The following is a 22,771-nucleotide window of genomic DNA, read 5'->3' on the forward strand; positions in this document are numbered from 1 at the left end:
ACAAGTCACCATGAGCAAGGCCACGAGGACGGGCGCGCAGCACGCTGCCGACAGCCATGACCTGATCCGCGTGCACGGGGCGCGCGAGAACAACCTCAAGGACGTCAGCATCGAGATCCCGAAGCGCCGGCTCACGGTCTTCACCGGAGTCTCCGGCTCCGGCAAGAGCTCGCTGGTGTTCGACACCATCGCCGCGGAGTCGCAGCGGTTGATCAACGAGACCTACAGCGCCTTCGTGCAGGGCTTCATGACGACCCTGGCACGGCCCGAGGTCGACGTCCTCGACGGCCTGACCACCGCCATCACCGTCGACCAGCAGCGCCTCGGCGGCGACCCGCGCTCCACCGTGGGCACCGTCACCGACACCAACGCGATGCTGCGGATCCTGTTCAGCAGACTCGGCACCCCGCACATCGGCTCGCCCAAGGCGTTCTCCTTCAACGTCGCCTCGATCAGCGGGGCGGGCGCGGTAACCATGGAGCGCGGCGGACAGACCGTGAAGGAGCGCCGCAGCTTCAGCATCGTCGGCGGCATGTGCCCGCGCTGCGAGGGCCGGGGCACGGTCAACGACATCGACCTCACCCAGCTCTACGACGACTCCAAGTCGCTGAGCGAGGGCGCGATGACCATCCCCGGCTACAAGGCCGGCGGCTGGAACTACCGCCTCTACAGCGAGTCCGGCTTCTTCGACGCGGACAAGCCGATCCGGAGGTTCACCAAGCGGGAGCTCCAGGACTTCCTGTACCGCGAGCCGACCCGGATGAAGATCGCGGGCATCAACATGACCTACGAGGGTCTCGTCCCGCGGATCCAGAAGTCGATGCTCGCCAAGGACCGCGAGTCGATGCAGCCGCACATCCGCGAGTTCGTGGACCGTGCGATCACCTTCATGGTCTGTCCCGAGTGCGAGGGCACCCGGCTGAGCGAGGGCGCCCGGTCCTCGAAGATCAAGGGCATCAGCATCGCCGACGCCTGCGCGATGCAGATCAGCGATCTCGCCGAGTGGGTGCGGGCACTGGACGAGCCGTCGGTCGGGCCGCTGCTGACGGCGCTGGGGGAGACCCTCGACTCGTTCGTGGAGATCGGGCTCGGCTATCTCTCCCTCGACCGGTCCTCGGGCACGCTGTCCGGCGGCGAGGCGCAGCGCACCAAGATGATCCGGCATCTCGGGTCCTCCCTCACCGATGTCACGTACGTCTTCGACGAGCCGACCATCGGGCTGCACCCCCATGACATCCAGCGCATGAACAACCTGCTGCTGCGCCTGCGGGACAAGGGCAACACGGTGCTCGTCGTGGAGCACAAGCCGGAGACGATCGCGATCGCCGACCATGTCGTCGACCTCGGCCCGGGGGCCGGTACGGCGGGCGGTTCGGTCTGCTTCGAGGGCACCGTCGAGGGGCTGCGGACCAGCGGCACCGTCACCGGGCGCCACTTCGACGACCGGGCCGTTCTCAAGGACACGGTCCGCAAGGCGACCGGCGCGCTGGAGATCCGCGGTGCGAGCACGCACAACCTCCAGGGCGTCGACGTCGACATCCCGCTCGGGGTGCTGACCGTGATCACCGGGGTCGCGGGGTCCGGCAAGAGCTCGCTCGTGCACGGGTCGATCCCGGCCACGGAGGGGGTGGTGTCCGTGGACCAGGGTGCGATCCGTGGCTCGCGGCGCAGCAACCCCGCGACGTACACGGGACTCCTGGAGCCGATCCGCAAGGCGTTCGCGAAGGCCAACGGTGTGAAGCCGGCGCTGTTCAGTGCCAACTCCGAGGGGGCGTGCCCCACCTGCAACGGGGCCGGGGTCGTCTACACCGACCTCGCGATGATGGCCGGGGTCGCCACCACCTGCGAGGAGTGCGAGGGGAAGCGGTTCCAGGCGTCGGTCCTCGAGTACCACCTCGGCGGGCGGGACATCAGCGAGGTGCTCGCGATGCCGGTGACGGAGGCCGAGGAGTTCTTCGGGGCCGGTGAGGCGCGCACGCCGGCCGCGCACAAGATCCTTGAGCGCCTCTCCGACGTCGGGCTCGGCTACCTCACCCTCGGCCAGCCGCTCACCACGCTGTCCGGCGGTGAGCGGCAGCGGCTGAAGCTGGCGACCCACATGGGGGAGAAGGGCGGGGTGTACATCCTCGACGAGCCGACCACCGGCCTTCACCTCGCCGATGTCGAGCAGTTGCTGGGCCTGCTCGACCGGCTCGTCGACTCCGGCAAGTCCGTCATCGTCGTCGAGCACCACCAGGCGGTCATGGCCCACGCCGACTGGATCATCGACCTCGGCCCGGGCGCGGGACACGACGGCGGACGGATCGTGTTCGAGGGGACGCCGGGGGAGCTGGTCGCCGCCGGGGCGACGATCACGGCGGAGCATCTGGCGGCTTACGTGGGGGAGTGACGGGGCGGCGGTCGCGGTAGTACGGGGTGATGGCCGGGGGCGCGATGTCGTACGGCGTCGGAGCCGCCAGGTGTCCTCGGCGGTTGAGCAGGTTCTCGCGCACGGGGCCAAAGAGCGCCTGGGTCCGGTCGTGGCCGAGTGCGACGACGCCGGTTCCTCGACGACGACTCCGGCGTCCGGGCGGCCTCCAGGAACACACGGGCCTCTCTTCGGCGGGGCCCTGGGTGTGGTCCCTGAGGGGCGCCCCCTGAGGGAGCGCCCCCTGAGGGGTGCCCCCTGAGTCGGCGGTGCCAGAGACGGCGCTTCCACTTCGACGCCGCCGCCCACGCCCACCCCCTGCCCGTGCGTCCGATGGGCGGGACCGTCTCAAGTGCACCCGGCCTCCACCCCGGCCTGCACGCCGGCCTGCACCGTGGCCGCCCACCCCGGCGATCCGGCCGGAACCGACCCCTTGACCCATGGCTCACCCTCCCCGATGCTCAGTTGCGCATGGTGATGCGTGTATCGGATGAGGCAACCCGTAGATCTGTCGGAGGAGTGACCCATGGCTCATGAGGTTCGTGCTGTCGTCGCCCGGGCGAAGGGCGCCCCGGTCTCCGTCGAGACGATCGTGGTTCCCGATCCGGGGCCCGGCGAGGCGCTGGTGAAGGTCGAGGCGTGCGGTGTCTGTCACACCGATCTCCACTATCGGGAAGGCGGGATCGGCGACGACTTCCCCTTCCTGCTCGGGCACGAGGCGGCCGGCCGCGTCGAAGCCGTCGGAGAGGGCGTCACCGGCGTCGAACCGGGTGACTTCGTCATCCTCAACTGGCGCGCTGTCTGCGGTACGTGCCGGGCCTGCGCCAAGGGCAGGCCGTGGTACTGCTTCGCCACCCACAACGCGACCCAGCGGATGACACTGCTCGACGGCACTCCGCTCACGCCCGCCCTCGGCATCGGCGCCTTCGCGGAGAAGACCCTGGTCGCCGCGGGGCAGTGCACCAAGGTGGACCCGGCGGCCCCGGCGACCGCCGCGGGACTCCTCGGCTGCGGTGTCATGGCGGGCTTCGGCGCGGTCGTGAACACCGGTGCCGTCGGTCGTGGGGACTCCGTCGCCGTCATCGGCTGCGGCGGCGTCGGCATGGCCGCGGTCGTGGGCGCGCGGCTCGCCGGCGCGACCAAGGTCATCGCCGTCGACGTCGACCCGCGCAAGCTGGACCGGGCCACGCGGATGGGTGCCACCCACACCGTCGACGGCTCCACGGCGGACGTCGTGGCGGCGGTGCGCGAACTGACCGGCGGCTTCGGCGCCGACGTGGTCGTGGAGGCGGTCGGCCGCCCCGAGACGTACGAACAGGCCTTCTATGCCCGCGACCTCGCCGGCACCGTCGTCCTCGTCGGTGTGCCGACCCCGGAGATGAAGCTGGAGCTGCCGCTGCTCGACGTCTTCGGGCGGGGCGGCGCGCTGAAGTCCAGCTGGTACGGCGACTGTCTGCCCTCCCGCGACTTCCCTGCCCTGATCGACCTCTACCTGGGCGGACGTTTCGACCTGGACGCCTTCGTCTCCGAGACCGTCGACCTCGGGGACGTGGAGAAGGCGTTCGAGAAGATGCACCGTGGTGAGGTGCTGCGGTCCGTGGTGGTGCTGTGAGAGGCAGGCGTCATCCGTTTCCTATCGCGCATCTTGTTGCGCACAAGGCAACGCGGAGCCATGCGCATGTGCGTCCTCTGGACGCCTTGACAAGGGTTTGTGGGCGCCCTCAAACTGACGTTGCGTTCAACGCAATCCGTTTCGCTATACGCACCGAGGTGTCATGATGATTCCCGCGTGCCGTCTCGTGGATCTTCCTCGAGGCGAGGCCTACCGGCTCGACATCGATCCGCCGGTCTCGGTGTTCCACACCGACGACGGCGAGGTCTTCGCCATCGACGACACCTGCACCCATCAGGACGCCTCGCTCGCCGACGGCTGGCTGGAGGGCTGCGAGGTCGAATGCCCGCTGCACGCCTCGAAGTTCGACCTGCGGACGGGCGCCGTCGACGCCCCGCCGGCCAAGCGCCCGGTCCGCACCCACGAGGTCCACGTCGAGGACGGCATGATCTACGTCCAGCTGTCCCTGGACGCGCCCAACCTGCCGCCCTGCGTCGCGGCCCGGCTCGCCGGCGGACCCGCGTGAGGACGGTCGCCGTGGTCGGCGCCTCGCTCGCCGGTCTGTCGGCGGCGCGCTCGCTGCGGAAACAGGGCTACGACGGGCGGCTCGTCGTCATCGGCGACGAACTCCACCGCCCGTACGACCGGCCCCCGTTGTCCAAGGAGTTCCTGGCCGGCTCCCTCGCAGAGGCCGATCTCGCGCTGGAGCCGGACACCGAGGACCTGCGGGCCCAGTGGCTGCTCGGTGTCCGCGCCGTCGGCCTCGACGGCCCGCAGCGCGCCGTACGGCTCGCCGACGGCAGCGAGGTACGGGCGGACGGCGTCGTCATAGCGACCGGCGCCGCCGCCCGGACCCTGCCCGGCATGGACGGCCTGGCCGGGGTGCACACCCTGCGCACTCTGGACGACGCCCGCGCCCTGCGCGACGAACTGATCCTCGGGGGACGGCTGGTGGTGATCGGCGGTGGCTTCATCGGCGCCGAGGTCGCCTCCACCGCGTACGCCCTCGGGCTCGACGTGACCGTGGTGGAAGCGGCCCCGACCCCGCTGGCCGGACCGCTCGGCGAGACCATGGGCGAAATCGTCTCCGCCCTCCACGCGGACCACGGCGTACGGCTGTTGTGCGGGGTGGGTGTCAAGGGACTGAGCGGCGAGAGCCGCGTCGACGCCGTCCTGCTGGAGGACGGCCGCAGCGTACCCGCCGACATCGTGGTGGTGGGGGTCGGTGCCCGCCCGTGCGTCGAATGGCTCGCGGGCTCGGGCATCGAGCTCGACGACGGCGTCAAGTGCGGCGCCGACGGCCGCACCAGCCTGGCCGGTGTGGTCGCGGTCGGTGACTGCGCCTCCTGGTACGACCCGCGCGCGGGCCTGCACCGCCGGGTCGAGCACTGGACCGGCGCACGGGAGCGGCCCGACGCGGCCGTGGCCGCACTGCTGGCGGGCGGCGCGGTGGAACCGAGCGCGCCGAGGCCGCCGTACTTCTGGTCGGACCAGTACGGCGTGAAGATCCAGTTCGCCGGTCACGCGGCCGGTGCCGACAGTGTGACGATCGAGGAAGGCGCCCGGGACGACCGCAACGTCCTGGCCGTCTACCGGCGTTCCGGGCATCCGGTCGCCGTGCTCGGGATGAATCAGCCGCGGCTGTTCATGCGCTGGCGCAAGCAGCTCGCCGCCGCGGCCTGACAGCACCGCCGCTGTCGCCCCGTCCAGAACGCCGTCCGCTCGTCCCGGCGTGCATCACCGGTCCACGACGTTCCCCGAGGAGTGCACTGTGACCTCGACCAGCCTGCCGGACAGTCTGATCGCCACCCTCCCCGGCGTTTCCTACACGGATCCCGGGATCTTCGCCCAGGAGCAGGAGCGCATCTTCGAAGCGATGTGGTTCTGCGCCGTCCGCGCCGCTGACCTGCCCAGGCCCGGTGCCTTCAAGACGGTTGAGGTGGGCCGCGAGAGCATCCTCGTCACGCGGGCACGGGACAACTCGATCCGCGCCTACTTCAACGTCTGCCGGCACCGGGGCGCCAAGCTGTGCACCGAGGAGTCCGGCGAGGTCAAGCGAGCCTTCCAATGCCCGTACCACGCCTGGACGTACGACCTGACGGGCAAACTCGTCGCGGCGCCGAACCTGACGAAGATGCCCGACGTGGGCCGTACCGAGTACGGCCTCGCGAGCGTGGCGGTGCGCGAATGGCTGGGCTACGTGTGGGTGTGCCTCGCGGAGGACCCGCCGCCCTTCGACGAGGTCGTCCAGGACGTGATCGCGCGCCTGGGCGACACCGAGTCGATCGAGCACTACGACATCGGGGGTCTTGAGGTCGGCCGGCGGATCGTCTATGACGTGAAGGCGAACTGGAAACTCATCGTCGAGAACTTCATGGAGTGCTACCACTGCGCGACGATCCACCCCGAACTCACCGAGGTGCTGCCGGAGTTCGCCGACGGATACGCGGCCCAGTACTACGTGGGCCACGGCGCGGAGTTCGGTGAGGACGTCAGGGGCTTCACCGTCGACGGCTCGGAGGGGCTGGACCGGATCCCGGGAGTCTCCGAGGACCAGGACCGCCGCTACTACGCGATCACCGTGCGGCCGCAGGTGTTCATCAACCTCGTGCCCGACCATGTGATCTTCCACCGGATGTACCCGGTCGCCGCCGACCGCACGATCGTCGAGTGCGACTGGCTGTATCTGCCGCATGTCGTCGAGAGCGGCAAGGACGTCAGCAGGTCGGTGGAGCTCTTCGACCGGGTCAACCGGCAGGACTTCGACGCGTGCGAGCGCACGCAGCCCGGGATGAGCTCACGGCTGTACGCCAAGGGCGGCGTCCTGGTGCCCAGCGAGCACCACATCGGCGAGTTCCACGACTGGGTCCAGGCCCGGCTGGGGGCTCAGCCCAGGTAACCCATGCGGTGGCTGATCTCCTCGGCGCCCTTGACCAGTACCGGAGCGAGCTCGTGCAGACGCTCCTCGGAGAGCCGGTACGCGGGCCCTGAGGCGCTGAGCGCCGCGATGACCTCTCCGTCCCGGTCGCGGACCGGCGCGGCCATGGCGTGCAGGCCGAGCTCCAACTCCTCCAGGGCCCAGGCGTATCCGCGCTCCCGGGCCTCGGCGAGGTTCTTCTCGAGCTTCGTCTTCGCGGTGATGGTGCGCGGGGTGACCTTCTTCAGGCCGGTCTCGGTCAACAGCGCGGCGCGCTCCTTGGCGGGCAGATGGGCCAGCAGGATCTTGCCACTCGACGTGGCGTGCAACGGGGTCAGCTGGCCGACCCAGTTCTGCGCGGTGACGGCACCCGGGCCGCGCACCTGGTAGAGGTTGACCGCGTAACGCTCCTGCATCACGGCGAGGTTCACCGTCTCGCCGATCTCCTCCGCCAGGTCCTCGCAGACCGGGCGGCTCTGCTGGGTGATGTCGATGCGTCCGGTGACCGCGCCGGCCAGGCGCACGATGCCGAAACCGAGACGGTACTTGCCGCGCTCACCCGCCTGTTCCACCAGACCGCGCGCTTCCAGGGCGCCGAGGAGGCGGAACGCCGTGGACTTGTGAACGTCGATCTCGGCCGCCACCTCGCTGACGCCGGCCTCGCCGCGCTGGGCGAGGATCTCCATCACGTGAATGGCCCGGTCGACGGACTGCACCCCGCCGGTCGACGACCCTGTCGTTTCGTTATCCGGGTTGTAGTTGCTCACAACGCAACTATACGGGGAGTACGGAACAGTCTGTTTACCCTCGGGACGCTGACCAGGGTCTTTTGCCTGGTAGGGGGTGTGCAAGTGTTGTGCGGTTGATCCGGGCGTTCAGTGATGGGCACGCAGAACGTCAAGTGCGGCCAGCGCCACGTGCAGTTCGGTGCGCTGTTCGCCGGATTCGAGGTCGCAGTGGAGGATGCGCTCGATCGCGCGAAGGCGCTGGTAGACGGTTTCCCGGGACAGGTCGCCGCGGCGGGCGGCGGTGGTTTTGTTGCCGGCCGCGTCGAGGTAGTGGCGCAGGGTCGTCAGCAGGTCTGTGCGGTGCCGGGTGTCGTGGTCGACGAGACGGCCGAGCTGCCGCTCGGCGTAGTCCTGGACGCGGATGTCCTCGCGGAGCGCGTACAGCAATCGGCGCAGGCCGATGTCGGACAGCTCGTGGAAGGACCTGCCGTCGGGCAGGGCGAGGCCGGGCAGGGCGGACTCGGCCACGCGTTCGGCCTCGCGGAAGGAACGGGCGGCGTCGTGGAGGTCCGCGACCTCGGCACCGATGCTCACGACCGCGTCGGGGTCCAGGCCGTGTGCGGCCCGGCTGAGCCGCTCGACCGTGGGCCGCCAGGGCTGTGACTGACGCAGTGCCAGCAGGACGCCGAGCCGCCCCGGGGCCAGTGCGCCGACGAGTGCGGGCACGCCCGCGGTCCGTAGTTCCCGGGACAGGAGGGACTCCGGCTCGGCGCTGTCGTCTCCCCTCCGTAGGTCCACCAGCACCGCGACGAACGCGCCCTCGGTGGGCAGACCCAGCGCGGCGACGCGGGCGCGGGCGTCCTCGGGGGAGTGGTGGCGCTGTTCGGCGAGGTCGCGCAGGGCGTTCCGGTGCGCGGCACTTTCCCAGGTCGTGGCATGGATGAGGCGGGCGATGGTCAGGGCCATCGCCGTCCGCTCCAGTACGGTGACGTCCTCGGGTGCGAAGGCCGCGGGCCCGCCAGAGGTGTCCGGGAGCATGGTCACCCGGCCCCAGCGATCGCCCTGGTACTCCACGGGTGCCACGAGCCAGCCCTCGGGACCGCACACTTCGGTGCGGTCGCGGGACGGGACGGCTCTGGAGCGCTGTTCCCAGTCGGTGAGCGCCTCTTCGACGGTGCTGCCGGAGGCCTCGCAGATCAGCGCCTGGTGCACCAGGTTCTCGAGCACGACCGTGCGGCCGCTCATCTCCGCCGCCGCCCGCACCACGTCCTCGGGTCCCGCGCCGCGCAGCGTCAGGCCGGTGAACGCCTCGTGGATCCGCTGGGTCCGGCGCATCGCGTCCGTCTGGTTGCCGAGGAGGAGTGTGTGGACGACCTGGGTGACCTCCAGGAAGTTGACGTCCTTGGCGAGGGTGACGAGAGGCAGGTCGCGGGCCCGGCAGGCCTGGACGAGCGCGTCGGGCGGGCGGTGGTAGCGGCGTACGAGCTCGATGACCAGGGCCGCGGCTCCGACGTCGGCGAGCTCGTCCACGTACCGGCGTACTCCGGTCGGATCCTCGGGCAGGGGCATTCCGGTGGTCAGGACCAGTTCGCCGCCCTTGAGGAAGGACGCCGGGTCCGTCAGCTCGGTGATGTGGACCCAGCGCACCGGTCGGTCGAGCCGGGTCACACCGGTCACGACCTGCGGCTGCCCCGTGGCCAGAACGGGCAGGGCCAGTACGTCGGCCACGGTGAGCGGCCGCCCGGCCGTGGCGGAGCCCCGGTCGTCCGGGTCCGGCGGCCGGAAGGTAACGCCGTTCTCGCCCATAGTGCCTCCCTGCCTGCCCGGACACTGTGACAAGCCAGGCTGACCTGCGCAAGAGCCGTCCCGTGCGGGACGTCGAACCCCTGGTGGCGGGCCGCTGCCCGAGCCGCCTGACACAACGTCCGAACTCCGCGTCCCCGCTGGACAGATCAGGCGTTGTCGACGCTCGGGCACCCCGAGATGCTCGGGCTACGGGAGCAGACCACGCAGTCCACCACCCACGGCTTGGAGACGACCATGACCGCACTGTCGCCGCACCTTCGCCAGGCCACGCCCGTCGTGGCGGCCAGGGGCGAGGGCGTCCACCTCTACGGCGAGGACGGCCGCCGCTACCTCGACTTCACCGCCGGGATCGGCGTCACCAGCACCGGACACTGCCACCCGAGGGTCGTGGCGGCGGCACAGGAGCAGGTGGGCACGCTGATCCACGGCCAGTACACGACGGTCATGCACCGGCCGCTGCGGCAGCTGGTCGACAAGCTCGGCGAGGTGCTGCCGACCGGCCTGGACAGCCTGTTCTTCACGAACTCGGGCAGCGAGGCCGTGGAGGCGGCGCTGCGGCTGGCCCGGCAGGCCACCGGCCGCCCGAACATCCTGGTCTGTCACGGCGGCTTCCATGGTCGTACCGTCGCGGCCGCCGCCATGACCACCTCCGGCACCCGCTTCCGCTCCGGTTTCTCGCCGCTGATGAGCGGGGTGGTCGTCACCCCGTTCCCGTCGGCCTACCGCTACGGCTGGGACGAGGAGGCGGCGACCCGGTTCGCGCTCCAGGAGCTGGACTACACGCTGCAGACGATCTCGTCGCCCGCCGACACGGCGGCGATCATCGTCGAGCCGGTGCTCGGCGAGGGCGGCTACGTCCCCGCGACCCGCGCCTTCCTGGAGGGCCTGCGGGAGCGGGCGGACCGCCACGGGTTCCTGCTGATCCTGGACGAGGTGCAGACCGGCGTCGGTCGCACCGGCCGCTTCTGGGGCCACGACCACTTCGGTGTCACGCCGGACATCCTCGTCACCGCCAAGGGCCTGGCCAGCGGCTTCCCGCTGTCCGGCATCGCGGCCTCCGAGGAGCTGATGGCGAAGGCGTGGCCGGGCTCGCAGGGCGGTACGTACGGCGCCAACGCGGTGGCGTGCGCGGCGGCCTGCGCCACGCTCGACGTCGTACGGGACGAGAAGCTCGTCGAGAACGCCGAGGCGATGGGAGCACGGCTGCGCCAGGGCCTGGAGGCGGTCGCCGACCGGACCCCGGCCATCGGGGACGTACGCGGCCTCGGTCTGATGCTGGCCAGCGAGTTCGTCACCGAGGACGGCAGCCCGGACCCGGAGACCGCCGCCCGCGTACAGCGCGCCGCGATCGACGAGGGCCTGCTGCTGTTGCTGTGCGGCGCCTGGAACCAGGTCGTGCGGATGATCCCGGCGCTCGTGATCGACGAGACGGCGGTGGACGAGGGACTTCAGGCGTGGGCGACCGCCGTGGAGGCCGGTACATCGGGAGCGGCTGACCGATGACCGGCGCTCTCGCGTCCCTCGTCGGTCGACTCGCCACGACCGCTCCCGGACTGCGGGTGGAGACCGGCGTGGGCGCCCTCGGCCAGTACGCCTACGACGCTTCCAACTATCGGGTGCCGCCGCGGGCGGTGGCCTTCCCGCGCTCGGCCGAGGACGTGGTCGCGGTGCTGCGGGCCTGTCGGGAGACCGGTGTTCCGGTCACCGCGCGGGGCGGCGGCACCAGCATGGCCGGCAACGCCGTCGGACCGGGCGTCGTCCTGGACTTCTCCCGGTACATGAACCGGATCCTGGACATCGACGAGCTCGCCGGGACCGCACGCGTCGAGGCCGGAGTCGTCCTCGACGCCCTCCAGAGCGCGACAGCCCCGCACGGGCTGGCCTTCGGCCCCGACCCGTCCTCGCACAGCCGCTGCACGCTCGGCGGGATGGTCGGCAACGACGCGTGCGGCAACCGGTCGGTGCGGCACGGGCGGACCAGCTCCCACATCGAGGCACTGGAGATCGTGACGGCCGACGGCGTGCGGGCCGTCGCCGACGGCACGGGGCTGCACCCGGCGGACGCTGCCGATGCGGAACGCGTGGCACGTCTCGAAGCGGACGTGCGAGCTCTCATCGGCGACAACCTGGCGCCGATCCGGACCGAGCTGGGCCGGATCCCCCGCCAGGTCTCCGGCTATCAGCTGCACCATCTGCTGCCCGAGAACGGCTTCGACATGGCCCGCGCTCTGGTCGGCACCGAAGGCTCCTGTGCGGTCGTCACCGCCGCGACGGTCCGCCTGGTGGCGACCGCACGGGCTTCTGCGCTGCTCGCCCTCGGCTACGACGACGTCGTCGACGCCGCCGAGGACGTGACGGAGATCCTCCGCTGGGATCCCACCGCCGTGGAGGGCATGGACGAGGCGATCGTCGACACCATGCGTGCGCGGCGCGGCCCGGACTCCGTCACCGGGCTGCCCGAGGGGCGCGCCTGGCTCTACGTCGAGCTCGACGGTGACGACGAGGCGGACGTGAACCGTCGTGCCGCCGAACTCCTCGACGTGCTCAAGGCTCAGGGGCGGACGACCGGCGGGCGGGTCGTGGAGAGCGTGGCCGAGCGGCGCTCGCTGTGGCGGGTCCGCGAGGACGGGGCCGGGCTCGCCGCACGTCTTGTCGACGGCGGGGAGTCCTGGCCCGGCTGGGAGGACTCGGCGGTCGCGCCCGAGAACCTGGCCGGCTACCTGCGGGACTTCCGTGAGCTCCTGGCCGGTCACGGGCTCACGGGCGTGATGTACGGGCACTTCGGCGCGGGCTGCGTCCACGTGCGCATCGACTTCGACCTCGTCACGGACGAGGGGCGCACCGCTGCCCGTCGCTTCCTGCACGAGGCGGCCGCCCTGGTCGTCGCGCACGGCGGCACGCTGTCGGGCGAACACGGCGACGGCCGCGCCCGCGGCGAGCTGCTGGAGGTCATGTACAGCCACCGCATGATCCGCACCTTCGCCGCCTTCAAGGAGGTCTTCGACCCCGAGGGGCTGCTGAACCCGGGTGTCATCGTCGCGCCCGCCCCGCTCGACGCCGATCTCGCGCTGCACCAGATCCAGCCCCTGGCCACGGAGTTCACCTTCCCGCACGACGAGGACGGCTTCGCGGGCGCGGCCCGCCGCTGCGTCGGTGTCGGCCGCTGCCGCAGCGACGCGGGCGGTGTGATGTGCCCCAGCTACCGGGCCACGGGAGAGGAGAACGACTCCACGCGGGGCCGGGCGCGCCTGCTCCAGGAGATGGTGCGCGGCGAGACGGTCCAGGACGGCTGGCGGTCCACGGAGGTCCGTGACGCCCTCGACCTGTGCCTGTCCTGCAAGGCATGCTCCAGCGACTGCCCGGTCGGCGTCGACATGGCCACGTACAAGGCGGAGTTCCTGCACCAGCACTACAAGGGCAGACTCCGCCCCCGCTCGCACTACTCGCTGGGCTGGCTGCCCCTGACCTCGGCCCTCGCCGGATACGCCGCTCGGCCCCTCAACGTCCTGCTGCGCGGACCGCTCGGCAAGCTGCTCGCCCGTCTCGGAGGTGTGACCACGCAGCGCAGGATCCCGGCCTTCGCCTCCCGGCGTGTCCTGCGCGGGGTCCTGCGTGGCGTCCTGCGCGGGGCGAAGACCGGCGAACCGGCGAAGGCCGTGCTCTTCGTGGACAGTTTCACGCGTGCTTTCCGCCCCGAGGTGGCCGGAGCCGCCGCCCGTGTCCTCGCCGACGCCGGGATCCCCTGCACTGCGGAGGACGGTCTGTGCTGCGGCCTGACCTGGGTCAGCACCGGCCAGCTGTCCGTGGCCCGCAGGATCATGACCCGCACGGTCGCCCACCTCGACAACGGCGACGAGCGGCCCATCGTCGTGGCCGAACCGAGCTGTGCCGCCGCGCTCAGGCGCGACGTGCCCGAGCTCCTCGGGACGGACGCCGCCCGTCGGGTCGCGGACCGCGTTCACACCTTCACGGGCGCCCTGACCGACCTGGCCGCCGCCGACTGGACGCCCCGCGAGCTCCCGGACGACATCGTCCTGCAGACCCACTGCCACGAGTACGCGACCTTCAAGCGCAGCCGCCCCGCCGACCTGCTGCGCAGGCTGGGCGCGGGCAAGGTCGACGAGGCCGAGGGCTGCTGCGGCCTCGCCGGCAACTTCGGCTTCGAGGAGCAGCACTACGACACCTCGATGGCCGTCGCCGACCTGGCACTCAGGCCTCGCCTCGACGCCGTCGGCGAGGCCCGGCGGGCCGTTGTCGTGGCCGACGGCTTCAGCTGTGCCACCCAGATCGACCACCTCGCCGGCGACCGGGGCCTCCGCGCCCTGCACCTGGCCGAACTGCTCGACCCCGCCGCCGATCAAGCCGCTCGACCAGGAGAGACGTCATGACCGACACACCCACGCAGTTGTTCATCGGCGGTGCCTGGCTGGACGCCGCGGACGGCGCCACCATGCCCGTGGACGACCCCGCGACCGGCGAGATCCTCTGCCGCATCGCCGACGCCGGCCCCAAGGACGCCCGGCTCGCGGAGGAAGCGGCCGTCCAGGCGCAGGAGGAGTGGGCCCGTACGGCACCTCGGGCCCGCAGCGAGATCCTGCGCCGCGCCTACGAGATCATCCTCGAGCGCACCGACGAGCTCGCCCACCTGATGACGGCCGAGATGGGCAAGCCGCTGGCCGAGGCCAGGGGAGAGGTGGCCTACGCGGCGGAGTTCTTCCGCTGGTTCTCGGAGGAGGCCGTCCGTATCGACGGCGGTGCCGGCATCCTGCCGGACGGCCGCAACCGCATGCTGCTCTCCCGTCGCCCGGTCGGCCCCTGTCTGCTGATCACCCCGTGGAACTTCCCCCTGGCCATGGGCACCCGCAAGATCGGCCCGGCGATCGCCGCCGGCTGCACCATGGTGCTCAAGCCGGCCCCGCAGACCCCGCTGTCCAGCCTGGCCCTCGCCGCGATCCTCCAGGAGGCCGGGCTGCCGGACGGCGTGCTGAACGTCGTCACCACCTCCCGTGCGGGTGAGGTGTGCGAACCGCTCCTGCGCGGCGGGCGGATTCGCAAACTCTCCTTCACCGGCTCCACCAACATCGGACGCCTGTTGCTGGCCCAGAGCGCGGAGGCGGTCGTACGGACCTCGATGGAGCTGGGCGGCAACGCGCCGTTCATCGTCTTCGAGGACGCCGACCTGGGCAAGGCGGTGGACGGCGCGATGCTCGCCAAGATGCGCAACATGGGCGAGGCGTGCACCGCCGCCAACCGCTTCTTCGTGCACCACTCGGTGGCGGAGGAGTTCGGGCGGCGCCTGGCGGAGCGCATGGGCGCGCTCGTCGTGGGCCCCGGCACCCGGGACGGGGTCGATGTCGGACCGCTGATCGACAGGACCGGGCGGGGCAAGGTGGAGGCTCTGGTCGCCGACGCGGTGGAGCGCGGCGCCCGGGTCCTCGTCGGTGGCCGTACGCCGGAGGGGCCGGGCTGCTTCTACCCGCCGACCGTGCTCACCGACGTGTCCCCCGAGAGCCGCCTCATGGACACGGAGATCTTCGGTCCCGTCGCCGCGATCCTCACCTTCGGCGACGAGGACGAGGTGATCCGGCGGGCCAACGACACCCCCTGGGGCCTGGTCGGCTACGTCTTCACCGAGGGCCTCGACCGCGCCCTGCGGGTCAGCGAGCGCCTGGAAGTCGGCATGGTCGGCCTCAACACCGGCCTCGTCTCCAACCCGGCCGCGCCCTTCGGCGGGGTCAAGCAGTCCGGGCTGGGCCGTGAGGGCGGCCGGGTCGGGATCGACGAGTTCCTGGAGTACCAGTACCTCGCGATGCCGGTGCGATGACGGCGGTCTCCCTACGGCTCACATGGCCAGCCCGAGCGTCACCGCGGTGGCCACGGAGACGGCGGTGAGGATGATGGGGGCCATCGCGTTCCCCCGGGTGGCGGGGTCGGCGTAGTCGCCGGCCTTGGCGTGGAAGCCCACCGCCCCGATCATGGTGATGGTGAATCCTATGGCGGCCGCGATGCCCAGCGGCTGCCAGAAGAGGCCGATGATCAGGCCACCGGCGGCGGCGACCTCGGCCAGCCCGACGAAGCGCACGAGGCCCGCGCTCAGTCCCATGTGCGACTGCAGGCCGGCGGAGACGTCGCCCTTCAGCAGAGCCTTTGGCGCACCCGCGGCCAGCGATACGAGGGCGAGCAGCACGCTGAGGACGGCGGCCGTGATGTACATGGACGGTTCCTTCCGAGCGGCCCGCTCCGGGATGGAGCCGCCGCGGATCACAAGCTTGATGTGTCAACCAGGACCTTAGGGAAGATTTAGATGACTCGTCAACCGAGCTGCGCTGTGGCCCTGCGGCTGCTGTGGCCATCGGCCTGTTCCGCGTGGCATCATAGTTGATGTGACAACCAAAATGTGTGAGAGGCGGTCCCGGTGAGCAACGTGGAAAGCCGAGTCGATGTGCTGTCGGCGCGGGACGTGCCGCTGGGTGGGCCGCGTGCGCTGCTCGTGCGCCGTACGCTGCCGCAGCGGGCGCGAACCCTGATCGGAGCCTGGTGCTTCGCCGACCACTACGGTCCCGTCGACGCCACTGTCACGGGCATGGACGTGCCCCCGCATCCGCATACCGGCCTGCAGACCGTGAGCTGGCTGTTCAGCGGAGAGATCGAACACCGCGACACCCTGGGTTCCCACGTCCTCGTCCGGCCCGGCGAGATGAACCTCATGACCGGCGGGTACGGCATCGCCCACTCGGAGGTCTCCACGCCGGACACCACCGTCATCCATGGCGTCCAGCTGTGGGTGGCGCTGCCCGAGGAGCACCGCGACACGGCTCGCGCCTTCCAGCACCATGTGCCTGAGCCGGTGCGGCTCGACGGCGCCGAGATCAAAGTCTTCCTGGGCTCACTCGCAGGCAGCACCTCCCCGGTCCGGACCTTCACCCCGCTGGTCGGTGCCGAGATCGTCCTCGACCCGGGTGCGTCGCTCACGCTCGCCGTGGACTCAGCCTTCGAGCACGGCCTCCTCGTCGACAGCGGAGACGTCCGCCTGCTCGACACCGCGCTGCGCCCGGCCGAACTCGGCTACGTCCCCTGTGGCACCGACACCCTCACGGTGGTGAACGAGTCGGACGTTCCCGCGCGCACGATCCTGCTCGGCGGCCCTCCCTTCGAGGAGGAGATCGTCATGTGGTGGAACTTCATCGGCCGCAGCCATGAGGACATCGTCAAGGCGCGGGAGGACTGGCAGGCAGGCTCCGACCGCTTCGGCGAGGTCGAGGGCCACCCCGGAAGTCGCCTGCCCGCCCCGGCCCTGCCCAACGCCGTCATCACGCCGCGCGGCAACCCCCCGCGCCGCTGACCCCCGTCCGAAAGGAATCCCATGAACCAGTCCTCCGGCATCCGGACTGTCCAGCGCGTGGACGCCCGTCACCGGTACGAGATTCTGGTCGACGGCCGACGCGCCGGTCTGACGGCCTACCGCGACCGCGGTGCCCAGCGGGTCTTCTTCCACACGGAGGTCGACGACGCCTTCGCCGGCCAGGGCCTGGGTGCCGAGCTGGTCCAGGCGGCACTCGCCGACGTGCGGGAGTCGGGGAAGCGGGTGGTGCCGGTCTGCCCGTACGTGGCCAAGTTCCTCAAGCGGCATGAGGAGTTCGCCGACCTCGCCGACCCGGTGACACCGGAGGTCCTGCACTGGCTGGAGGAGGAGCTCCGCTGAGCGGAGGGGAATCGCGCACGACCGCGATGGGCTCCGAGAAGCGCATACGGCCCTCGGGGGCCTCCGCGAGACGGACCGGCACGCGGTAGTCGCCGACGGACAGACAGGACTCCGCCTGCAAGTCGCGCGAGACGCGTCCGTAGACATCCGGCTCGGCTCCCACTCCACGCTTCTCGCCACCAGGTCTCCCGTATGGCGAAGCGCGGGATGGTCCGCCGGGAGGGGTGCGTCCAGGGTGGCCGCCGTGCGTTCGTGGTGATCGCCCCGGAGGGACGCGGGGCGATCGCCGAGGCGGCGCCCCGCCATGTGGAGACCGTGCGCCGCCTGTTCGTCGACCTCCTCACGCCGGAGGAGCTCGAGGCGCTCTGCCGTATCTCCCGTCGCGTGCTCGAGCAGTTGGAGAAGTGAACTCCGCGGGGGAGCCGGGTGGCGCTGAGGTGTGCGGAATAGCCGGGGGCGGGGGTGCGTTGCGGGGGTATAGTTGATGCATCAACCAGCAGGAAGGGTGAGGGCGATGCAGTTCGGCATCTTCACCGTCGGTGACGTGGCCACCGACCCGCACACGGGTCGTACGCCCACCGAGCACGAGCGGATCAAGGCGATGACCGCGATCGCGCGGAAGGCCGAGGAGGTCGGACTCGACGTGTTCGCGACCGGTGAGCACCACAACCGGCCGTTCGTGCCCTCGTCGCCGACGACCCTGCTCGGCTGGATCGCCGCGCGCACCGAGCGGATCATCCTGTCGACGTCCACCACGCTGATCACCACCAACGACCCGGTGAAGATCGCCGAGGACTACGCGATGCTCCAGCACCTGGCCGACGGGCGCGTCGACCTGATGATGGGCCGCGGCAACACCGGCCCGGTCTATCCGTGGTTCGGCAAGGACATCCGCGACGGCATCGGCCTCGCCATCGAGAACTACGCGCTGCTGCGCCGGCTGTGGCGCGAGGACGTCGTCGACTGGGAGGGGAAGTTCCGCACGCCGTTGCAGGGCTTCACCTCCACGCCGCGGCCGCTGGACGGCGTACCGCCGTTCGTCTGGCACGGCTCCATCCGCTCCCCGGAGATCGCCGAGCAGGCCGCGTACTACGGCGACGGCTTCTTCCACAACAACATCTTCTGGCCGAAGGAGCACACCGGGAAGCTGATCGACCTCTACCGGCAGCGGTACGCCCACTACGGCCACGGCACACCCGAGCAGGCCGTCGTCGGCCTCGGCGGCCAGGTCTACATGCGGCACAGCTCCCAGGACGCGATCCGGGAGTTCCGCCCGGTCTTCGACCACTCACCGGTGATGGGCGGCGGCGTCTCGATGGAGGAGTACATGGAGCAGACCCCGCTGACCGTCGGCACGCCCGAGCAGGTCATCGAGAAGACGCTCTCCTTCCGCGAGTACGCCGGTGACTATCAGCGCCAGCTGTTCGTGGTGGACGGCGGCGGCATCCCGCTGAAGACGGCACTGGAGCAGATCGACATGCTCGGCGAGGAGGTCGTACCGGTGCTGCGCGAGGAGTTCGCGGCGCGGCGGCCGGCCGGAGTGCCGGACGCCCCGACCCACGCCTCCCTGCTCGCGGCCCGCGACGCCGAGAGCGCGCGGGCCGCCGGGCAAGGGGTCTGAGACCGTACGAACCGCACTCCGGACCGCGTGCAGACGCGTCCGGGAGGGAGAGGAATCATGACCGACAACGTCAACGCGTACCCGGCCACCGACGGGGTCGCGCCCGACCGCTGGGCCAGCGCGCTGCACCTCTTCGACAATGGCGTCGGGGTGCCGCACGAGGAGACCACGGTCGAGCGCTGGGAGCGTGCCGGGCTGCTGTTCGAGGCGCGGGACTACAGCGGTGCCGCGAAGCTCCTCGCCGTCGTCGTCGAGGAGGCGCCGGAACAGACCGGTCCCCGGCTGCTGCTGGCCCGCGCCTACTACCACTCCGCACAACTGAAGCGCGCCGAGGAGCAGTTGCGCGTGATCGTCGAGCGCGATCCGGTGGAGCACTACGCCCACCTGATGCTGGGACGCACCCTGCAGCGTCAGGGACGCCAGGACGAGGCGGAGCCCTGGCTGCGGATGGCGGGCGCGTTCGCGGGCGAGTTCCCGGACGGCGAGTGACGGAGATGTCGAGCACCGCGTGGCCCCGGCCGGGGCCACGCGGTGCTCGTTCGATCAGTAGTTGCGTGGCTCGCAACCTGGTGCGTATGACGCTACCCGTACTAGCATGCCGCGCGTATCTACGGCGCGAGCGAGACGAGGCATCATGGCTCCTCAGCAGTACGACTTCGTCATCGTCGGCGGTGGATCGGCCGGCAGCGCACTGGCCAACCGGCTCTCCGCCGACCCGGGCAACCGGGTGCTGGTCCTGGAGGCCGGCCGGCCCGACTACCCGTGGGACGTCTTCATCCACATGCCCGCGGCACTGACCTACCCGATCGGCAGCCGCTTCTACGACTGGAAGTACGAGTCCGAACCCGAGCCGCACATGGGCGGCCGGCGCGTCTACCACGCCCGCGGCAAGGTGCTGGGCGGCTCCAGCAGCATCAACGGCATGATCTTCCAGCGCGGAAACCCCTTGGACTACGAGCGCTGGGCCGCCGACCCCGGCATGGAGACCTGGGACTACGCGCACTGCCTGCCGTACTTCAAGCGCATGGAGAACTGTCTCGCGGCCGACCCCGACGACGAGTTCCGCGGCCACGACGGACCGCTCGTCCTGGAACGCGGCCCGGCCACCAACCCGCTCTTCACCGCCTTCCAGAAGGCCACCGAGGAGGCCGGGTACGCGCCCACGGACGACGTCAACGGCTACCGGCAGGAGGGCTTCGCCAAGTTCGACCGCAATGTCCACCGCGGGCGCCGCCTGTCGGCCTCGAAGGCGTATCTGAAGCCCGCCCGCAAACGCCCCAACCTCACGGTCACGACCCGCGCCCTCGTCACCCGCGTCCTGTTCGAGGGCAAGCGGGCGGTCGGCGTCGAGTACCGGCGCGGCAAGGGTGCGCCGCAGCAGGTGCGCGCCAAGGAGGTCATCCTCTGCGGTGGCGCGATCAACTCCCCGCAGCTGCTCCAGCTGTCCGGCGTGGGCAACGCCGGGGAACTGAGCGCGCTCGGCATCGACGTGGTCCACGACCTGCCGGGCGTCGGCGAGAACATGCAGGACCACCTGGAGGTGTACATCCAGTACGCCTGCAAGCAGCCCGTCTCCATGCAGCCGTACCTCGCGAAATGGCGCGCCCCCTTCATCGGCCTGCAGTGGCTCTTCCGCAAGGGTCCCGCCGCGACCAACCACTTCGAGGCCGGCGGCTTCGCCCGCAGCAACGAGGACGTGGACTACCCCAACCTGATGTTCCACTTCCTGCCCATCGCGGTCCGCTACGACGGCTCCGTGCCCGCGGGCGGACACGGCTACCAGGTGCATGTGGGACCCATGTACTCCGACGCCCTCGGCTCGGTGAAGATCAGGAGCAGGAACCCGGACGAGCACCCGGCGCTGCGCTTCAACTACCTGTCCACCGAGCAGGACCGCCGCGAGTGGGTCGAGGCGATCCGCGTCGCGCGGAGACTGCTCAACCAGCCCGCCCTCGCCCCCTACAACGGCGGGGAGATCTCGCCCGGACCGTCCGTCGAGAGTGACGAGGAGATCCTCGCCTGGGTCGCCAAGGACGGCGAGACGGCCCTGCACCCCTCCTGCACCTGCAAGATGGGCACCGACGAGATGGCCGTCGTGGACCCCGCCACCATGCGCGTGCACGGAGTCGAGGGGCTGCGTGTCGTCGACGCGTCGGTGATGCCCTATGTCACCAACGGAAACATCTACGCGCCGGTGATGATGATCGCGGAGAAGGCGGCCGACCTCATCCTCGGCAAGGAGCCGCTTCCTGCTTCCAAGGCCGCGTACTACCGGCACCGGGACGCCCGGACGCAGGCGGGGTAACGCAGTTTTTTCACGGGGCCGCTTGCGTCGGAAACCCGCCCCGTCGGCTCGGGATCATGCCCCCCGCACGGCTGCCCGATTGTCGAAACCGTCATCCCCCAACCCCTTGACGTGGGTTCATGCATTCTCCAGAGTGTTCCACCACAAGCAATGCGGTGCGCGATGCGCAACGAGAATCGCTCGAAGGGCTCCCCAGGTGGCAGACCTGTATGTGGACGGGAAGTGGCGGGAGCCGGTGGCCGGAGGCCATCGGGAGATCCGATGTCCCGCCGACGGCACGCTTTCCGCGACCGTGTCCGAAGGGACCCGCCCCGACACCGAGGCGGCCGTCGCCGCCGCCCGCCGGGCCTTCGACGAAGGGCCCTGGCCGCGCACCCCGGAGCGTGAGCGCGGCGCCCTGCTGCTGCGCACCGCCGACCTGCTCGAGCGTGACGCCAAGGAGTTCGCGCGCGCCGAATCGCTGGACACCGGCAAGCGGCTGGTGGAGAGCGAGTACGACATCGCCGACGTCGTCTCCTGTCTTCGCTATTACGGCGGGCTCGGCGGCACCGACGCCGGCCGTGTGATCGACACCGGACGGGACGACGCCGTCAGCCGCGTGGTCTACGAGCCGATCGGTGTGTGCGGTCTGATCACACCGTGGAACTACCCTCTTCTGCAAGCGAGTTGGAAGGTCGCTCCGGCCCTTCTGGCCGGTGACACGATCATCCTCAAGCCCAGCGAGCTCACCCCTTCCACCGCGATCCTGCTGATGAAGGCGCTGGAGGAGGCCGGACTGCCCGCCGGTGCGGCCAACCTCGTCCTCGGTACCGGACCCGAGGTGGGTGCGCCCCTCTCCGAGGATCCCCGCGTCGACATGGTCTCCTTCACCGGGGGCGTGGAGACCGGCAAACGGATCATGGCGACGGCCGCCGCGAGCGTGAAGAAGGTCGCGCTGGAACTCGGCGGCAAGAATCCCAACGTCGTCTTCGCCGACGCCGACTTCGAGACGGCCGTGGACTTCGCGCTCACGGCCGTCTTCCTGCATTCGGGACAGGTCTGCTCGGCCGGTGCCCGGCTGATCGTCGAGGACTCCCTGCACGACCGCTTCGTCGACGAGGTGGTCCGCCGGGCCCGGCGGATCCGCCTCGGCGGGCCCTTCGATCCCGAGGCCGAGACCGGGGCTCTGATCTCGGCGCAGCACCTGGAGAAGGTCGAGGCGTACGTCGCCGCAGGACTCGCCGAAGGTGCCGTCCTGCGCTGCGGCGGTGAGCGCCCCGACGACCCCGCCCTCGCGAACGGCCACTACTACCCGCCCACCGTGCTCGACGAGTGCCGGCAGGACATGCGGGTGGTGCACGAGGAGTCCTTCGGGCCGGTGCTGACCGTGGAACGCTTCTCCGGTGAGGACGACGCCGTACGCATCGCCAACGACACGGAGTACGGACTCGCCGGTGCCGTCTGGACGCAGGACGCCGGGAAGGCCCAGCGGGTGGCCCGCCGACTGCGGCACGGCACCGTGTGGATCAACGACTACCACCCCTATGTGCCACAGGCCGAATGGGGTGGCTTCGGGCACTCCGGTGTGGGCCGGGAACTGGGACCGACCGGCCTTGACGAGTACCGCGAGCCCAAGCACATCTGGCAGAACATCCAACCCCGGCCGCAGCACTGGTTCCGCGGCTGAACGCCGA

At 70.7% G+C, this 22,771-nt stretch carries 17 protein-coding genes and 1 pseudogene; 15 read left to right on the forward strand and 3 right to left on the reverse strand.

The window, feature by feature from the left end; all coding sequences use genetic code 11:
* Positions 1-10 precede the first annotated feature (10 nt).
* The 5 genes from M2157_RS40670 (at position 11) to M2157_RS40690 (ending at position 6,918) form a co-directional block, all read left to right on the forward strand.
* The gene (locus M2157_RS40670; RefSeq protein WP_280867645.1) at positions 11-2,389 is read left to right on the forward strand and encodes an excinuclease ABC subunit UvrA; all 2,379 of its coding nucleotides are present in this window, start codon (positions 11-13) and stop codon (positions 2,387-2,389) included.
* A gap of 544 nt (positions 2,390-2,933) precedes the next feature.
* Entirely contained in the window at positions 2,934-4,019 is a 1,086-nt protein-coding gene (locus M2157_RS40675; protein ID WP_280867646.1) for an S-(hydroxymethyl)mycothiol dehydrogenase, read from the forward strand.
* 163 nt (positions 4,020-4,182) lie between these two features.
* On the forward strand, positions 4,183-4,545 hold the full coding sequence (locus M2157_RS40680) for a bifunctional 3-phenylpropionate/cinnamic acid dioxygenase ferredoxin subunit (protein ID WP_059207582.1): 363 nt from the start codon (positions 4,183-4,185) through the stop codon (positions 4,543-4,545).
* Positions 4,542-5,702, forward strand: a complete 1,161-nt coding sequence (locus M2157_RS40685) for an FAD-dependent oxidoreductase (RefSeq protein ID WP_280856138.1) — start codon at positions 4,542-4,544, stop codon at positions 5,700-5,702. The genes M2157_RS40680 and M2157_RS40685 overlap by 4 nt, the downstream gene beginning before the upstream one ends.
* 88 nt (positions 5,703-5,790) lie before the next feature.
* Complete coding sequence (locus M2157_RS40690; protein ID WP_280867647.1) at positions 5,791-6,918, forward strand: aromatic ring-hydroxylating dioxygenase subunit alpha; 1,128 nt, start codon at positions 5,791-5,793, stop codon at positions 6,916-6,918.
* Here the strand turns inward: M2157_RS40690 and M2157_RS40695 are convergent.
* Together M2157_RS40695 and M2157_RS40700 are read right to left on the reverse strand one after the other, a co-directional pair.
* Positions 6,906-7,652, reverse strand: a complete 747-nt coding sequence (locus M2157_RS40695; protein ID WP_031041045.1) for an IclR family transcriptional regulator — start codon at positions 7,650-7,652, stop codon at positions 6,906-6,908. The two genes, M2157_RS40690 and M2157_RS40695, sit on opposite strands and share 13 nt — an antisense overlap.
* Positions 7,653-7,811: 159 nt before the next feature.
* Positions 7,812-9,470, reverse strand: a complete 1,659-nt coding sequence (locus M2157_RS40700; RefSeq protein ID WP_280867648.1) for a PucR family transcriptional regulator ligand-binding domain-containing protein — start codon at positions 9,468-9,470, stop codon at positions 7,812-7,814.
* A gap of 234 nt (positions 9,471-9,704) precedes the next feature.
* Here M2157_RS40700 and M2157_RS40705 point away from each other — a divergent pair, with 234 nt between their 5' ends.
* The 3 genes from M2157_RS40705 to M2157_RS40715 are packed head-to-tail and all read left to right on the forward strand — an operon-like array spanning position 9,705 to position 15,294.
* Positions 9,705-10,973, forward strand: a complete 1,269-nt coding sequence (locus M2157_RS40705) for an aminotransferase class III-fold pyridoxal phosphate-dependent enzyme (RefSeq protein WP_280868338.1) — start codon at positions 9,705-9,707, stop codon at positions 10,971-10,973.
* The gene (locus M2157_RS40710) at positions 10,970-13,858 is read left to right on the forward strand and encodes an FAD-binding and (Fe-S)-binding domain-containing protein (RefSeq protein ID WP_280867649.1); all 2,889 of its coding nucleotides are present in this window, start codon (positions 10,970-10,972) and stop codon (positions 13,856-13,858) included. Before M2157_RS40705 ends, M2157_RS40710 begins: the two co-directional genes overlap by 4 nt.
* Complete coding sequence (locus M2157_RS40715; protein WP_280867650.1) at positions 13,855-15,294, forward strand: NAD-dependent succinate-semialdehyde dehydrogenase; 1,440 nt, start codon at positions 13,855-13,857, stop codon at positions 15,292-15,294. Before M2157_RS40710 ends, M2157_RS40715 begins: the two co-directional genes overlap by 4 nt.
* An 18-nt stretch (positions 15,295-15,312) precedes the next feature.
* Here the strand turns inward: M2157_RS40715 and M2157_RS40720 are convergent, their stop codons facing one another.
* Entirely contained in the window at positions 15,313-15,684 is a 372-nt protein-coding gene (locus M2157_RS40720; protein ID WP_280856132.1) for a DoxX family protein, read from the reverse strand.
* A gap of 201 nt (positions 15,685-15,885) precedes the next feature.
* On the opposite strand from M2157_RS40720, the gene M2157_RS40725 reads away from it, so the two are divergent.
* The 7 genes and pseudogenes from M2157_RS40725 to M2157_RS40755 all read left to right on the forward strand — a co-directional run bounded on the left by M2157_RS40725 (position 15,886) and on the right by M2157_RS40755 (position 22,764).
* Positions 15,886-16,812: a pirin family protein gene (locus tag M2157_RS40725; RefSeq protein WP_280856131.1), complete on the forward strand. Its 927-nt coding sequence runs from the start codon at positions 15,886-15,888 to the stop codon at positions 16,810-16,812.
* Between the two features lie 21 nt (positions 16,813-16,833).
* Positions 16,834-17,172: a GNAT family N-acetyltransferase gene (locus tag M2157_RS40730; protein ID WP_280856130.1), complete on the forward strand. Its 339-nt coding sequence runs from the start codon at positions 16,834-16,836 to the stop codon at positions 17,170-17,172.
* Between the two features lie 177 nt (positions 17,173-17,349).
* A pseudogene (locus M2157_RS40735) lies at positions 17,350-17,580 on the forward strand (MarR family transcriptional regulator); the annotation flags it as partial.
* A gap of 106 nt (positions 17,581-17,686) precedes the next feature.
* Positions 17,687-18,793, forward strand: a complete 1,107-nt coding sequence (locus M2157_RS40740; RefSeq protein ID WP_280856129.1) for an LLM class flavin-dependent oxidoreductase — start codon at positions 17,687-17,689, stop codon at positions 18,791-18,793.
* Positions 18,794-18,850: 57 nt separating this feature from the next.
* On the forward strand, positions 18,851-19,282 hold the full coding sequence (locus M2157_RS40745; protein ID WP_280856127.1) for a tetratricopeptide repeat protein: 432 nt from the start codon (positions 18,851-18,853) through the stop codon (positions 19,280-19,282).
* Positions 19,283-19,427: 145 nt separating this feature from the next.
* Complete coding sequence (gene betA, locus M2157_RS40750) at positions 19,428-21,098, forward strand: choline dehydrogenase (RefSeq protein ID WP_280856126.1); 1,671 nt, start codon at positions 19,428-19,430, stop codon at positions 21,096-21,098.
* A 196-nt stretch (positions 21,099-21,294) separates the two neighbouring features.
* Positions 21,295-22,764 (forward strand): aldehyde dehydrogenase family protein, encoded by a 1,470-nt coding sequence (locus M2157_RS40755; protein ID WP_280867651.1) that lies wholly within the window; start codon positions 21,295-21,297, stop codon positions 22,762-22,764.
* Positions 22,765-22,771 lie beyond the last annotated feature (7 nt).

This window comes from Streptomyces sp. SAI-127 (genome assembly GCF_029894425.1).
GTDB lineage: Bacteria > Actinomycetota > Actinomycetes > Streptomycetales > Streptomycetaceae > Streptomyces.

Excerpts from the sequence above, each read along its gene's own strand:
- M2157_RS40670 (WP_280867645.1), top strand. The coding sequence starts at position 11 with ATGAGCAAGGCCACGAGGACGGGCGCGCAGCACGCTGCCGACAGCCAT.
- M2157_RS40675 (WP_280867646.1), top strand. The coding sequence starts at position 2,934 with ATGGCTCATGAGGTTCGTGCTGTCGTCGCCCGGGCGAAGGGCGCCCCG.
- M2157_RS40680 (WP_059207582.1), top strand. The coding sequence starts at position 4,183 with ATGATGATTCCCGCGTGCCGTCTCGTGGATCTTCCTCGAGGCGAGGCC.
- M2157_RS40700 (WP_280867648.1), bottom strand. The coding sequence starts at position 9,470 with ATGGGCGAGAACGGCGTTACCTTCCGGCCGCCGGACCCGGACGACCGG.
- M2157_RS40705 (WP_280868338.1), top strand. The coding sequence starts at position 9,705 with ATGACCGCACTGTCGCCGCACCTTCGCCAGGCCACGCCCGTCGTGGCG.
- M2157_RS40710 (WP_280867649.1), top strand. The coding sequence starts at position 10,970 with ATGACCGGCGCTCTCGCGTCCCTCGTCGGTCGACTCGCCACGACCGCT.
- M2157_RS40715 (WP_280867650.1), top strand. The coding sequence starts at position 13,855 with ATGACCGACACACCCACGCAGTTGTTCATCGGCGGTGCCTGGCTGGAC.
- M2157_RS40720 (WP_280856132.1), bottom strand. The coding sequence starts at position 15,684 with ATGTACATCACGGCCGCCGTCCTCAGCGTGCTGCTCGCCCTCGTATCG.
- M2157_RS40730 (WP_280856130.1), top strand. The coding sequence starts at position 16,834 with ATGAACCAGTCCTCCGGCATCCGGACTGTCCAGCGCGTGGACGCCCGT.
- M2157_RS40740 (WP_280856129.1), top strand. The coding sequence starts at position 17,687 with ATGCAGTTCGGCATCTTCACCGTCGGTGACGTGGCCACCGACCCGCAC.
- M2157_RS40745 (WP_280856127.1), top strand. The coding sequence starts at position 18,851 with ATGACCGACAACGTCAACGCGTACCCGGCCACCGACGGGGTCGCGCCC.
- betA (WP_280856126.1), top strand. The coding sequence starts at position 19,428 with ATGGCTCCTCAGCAGTACGACTTCGTCATCGTCGGCGGTGGATCGGCC.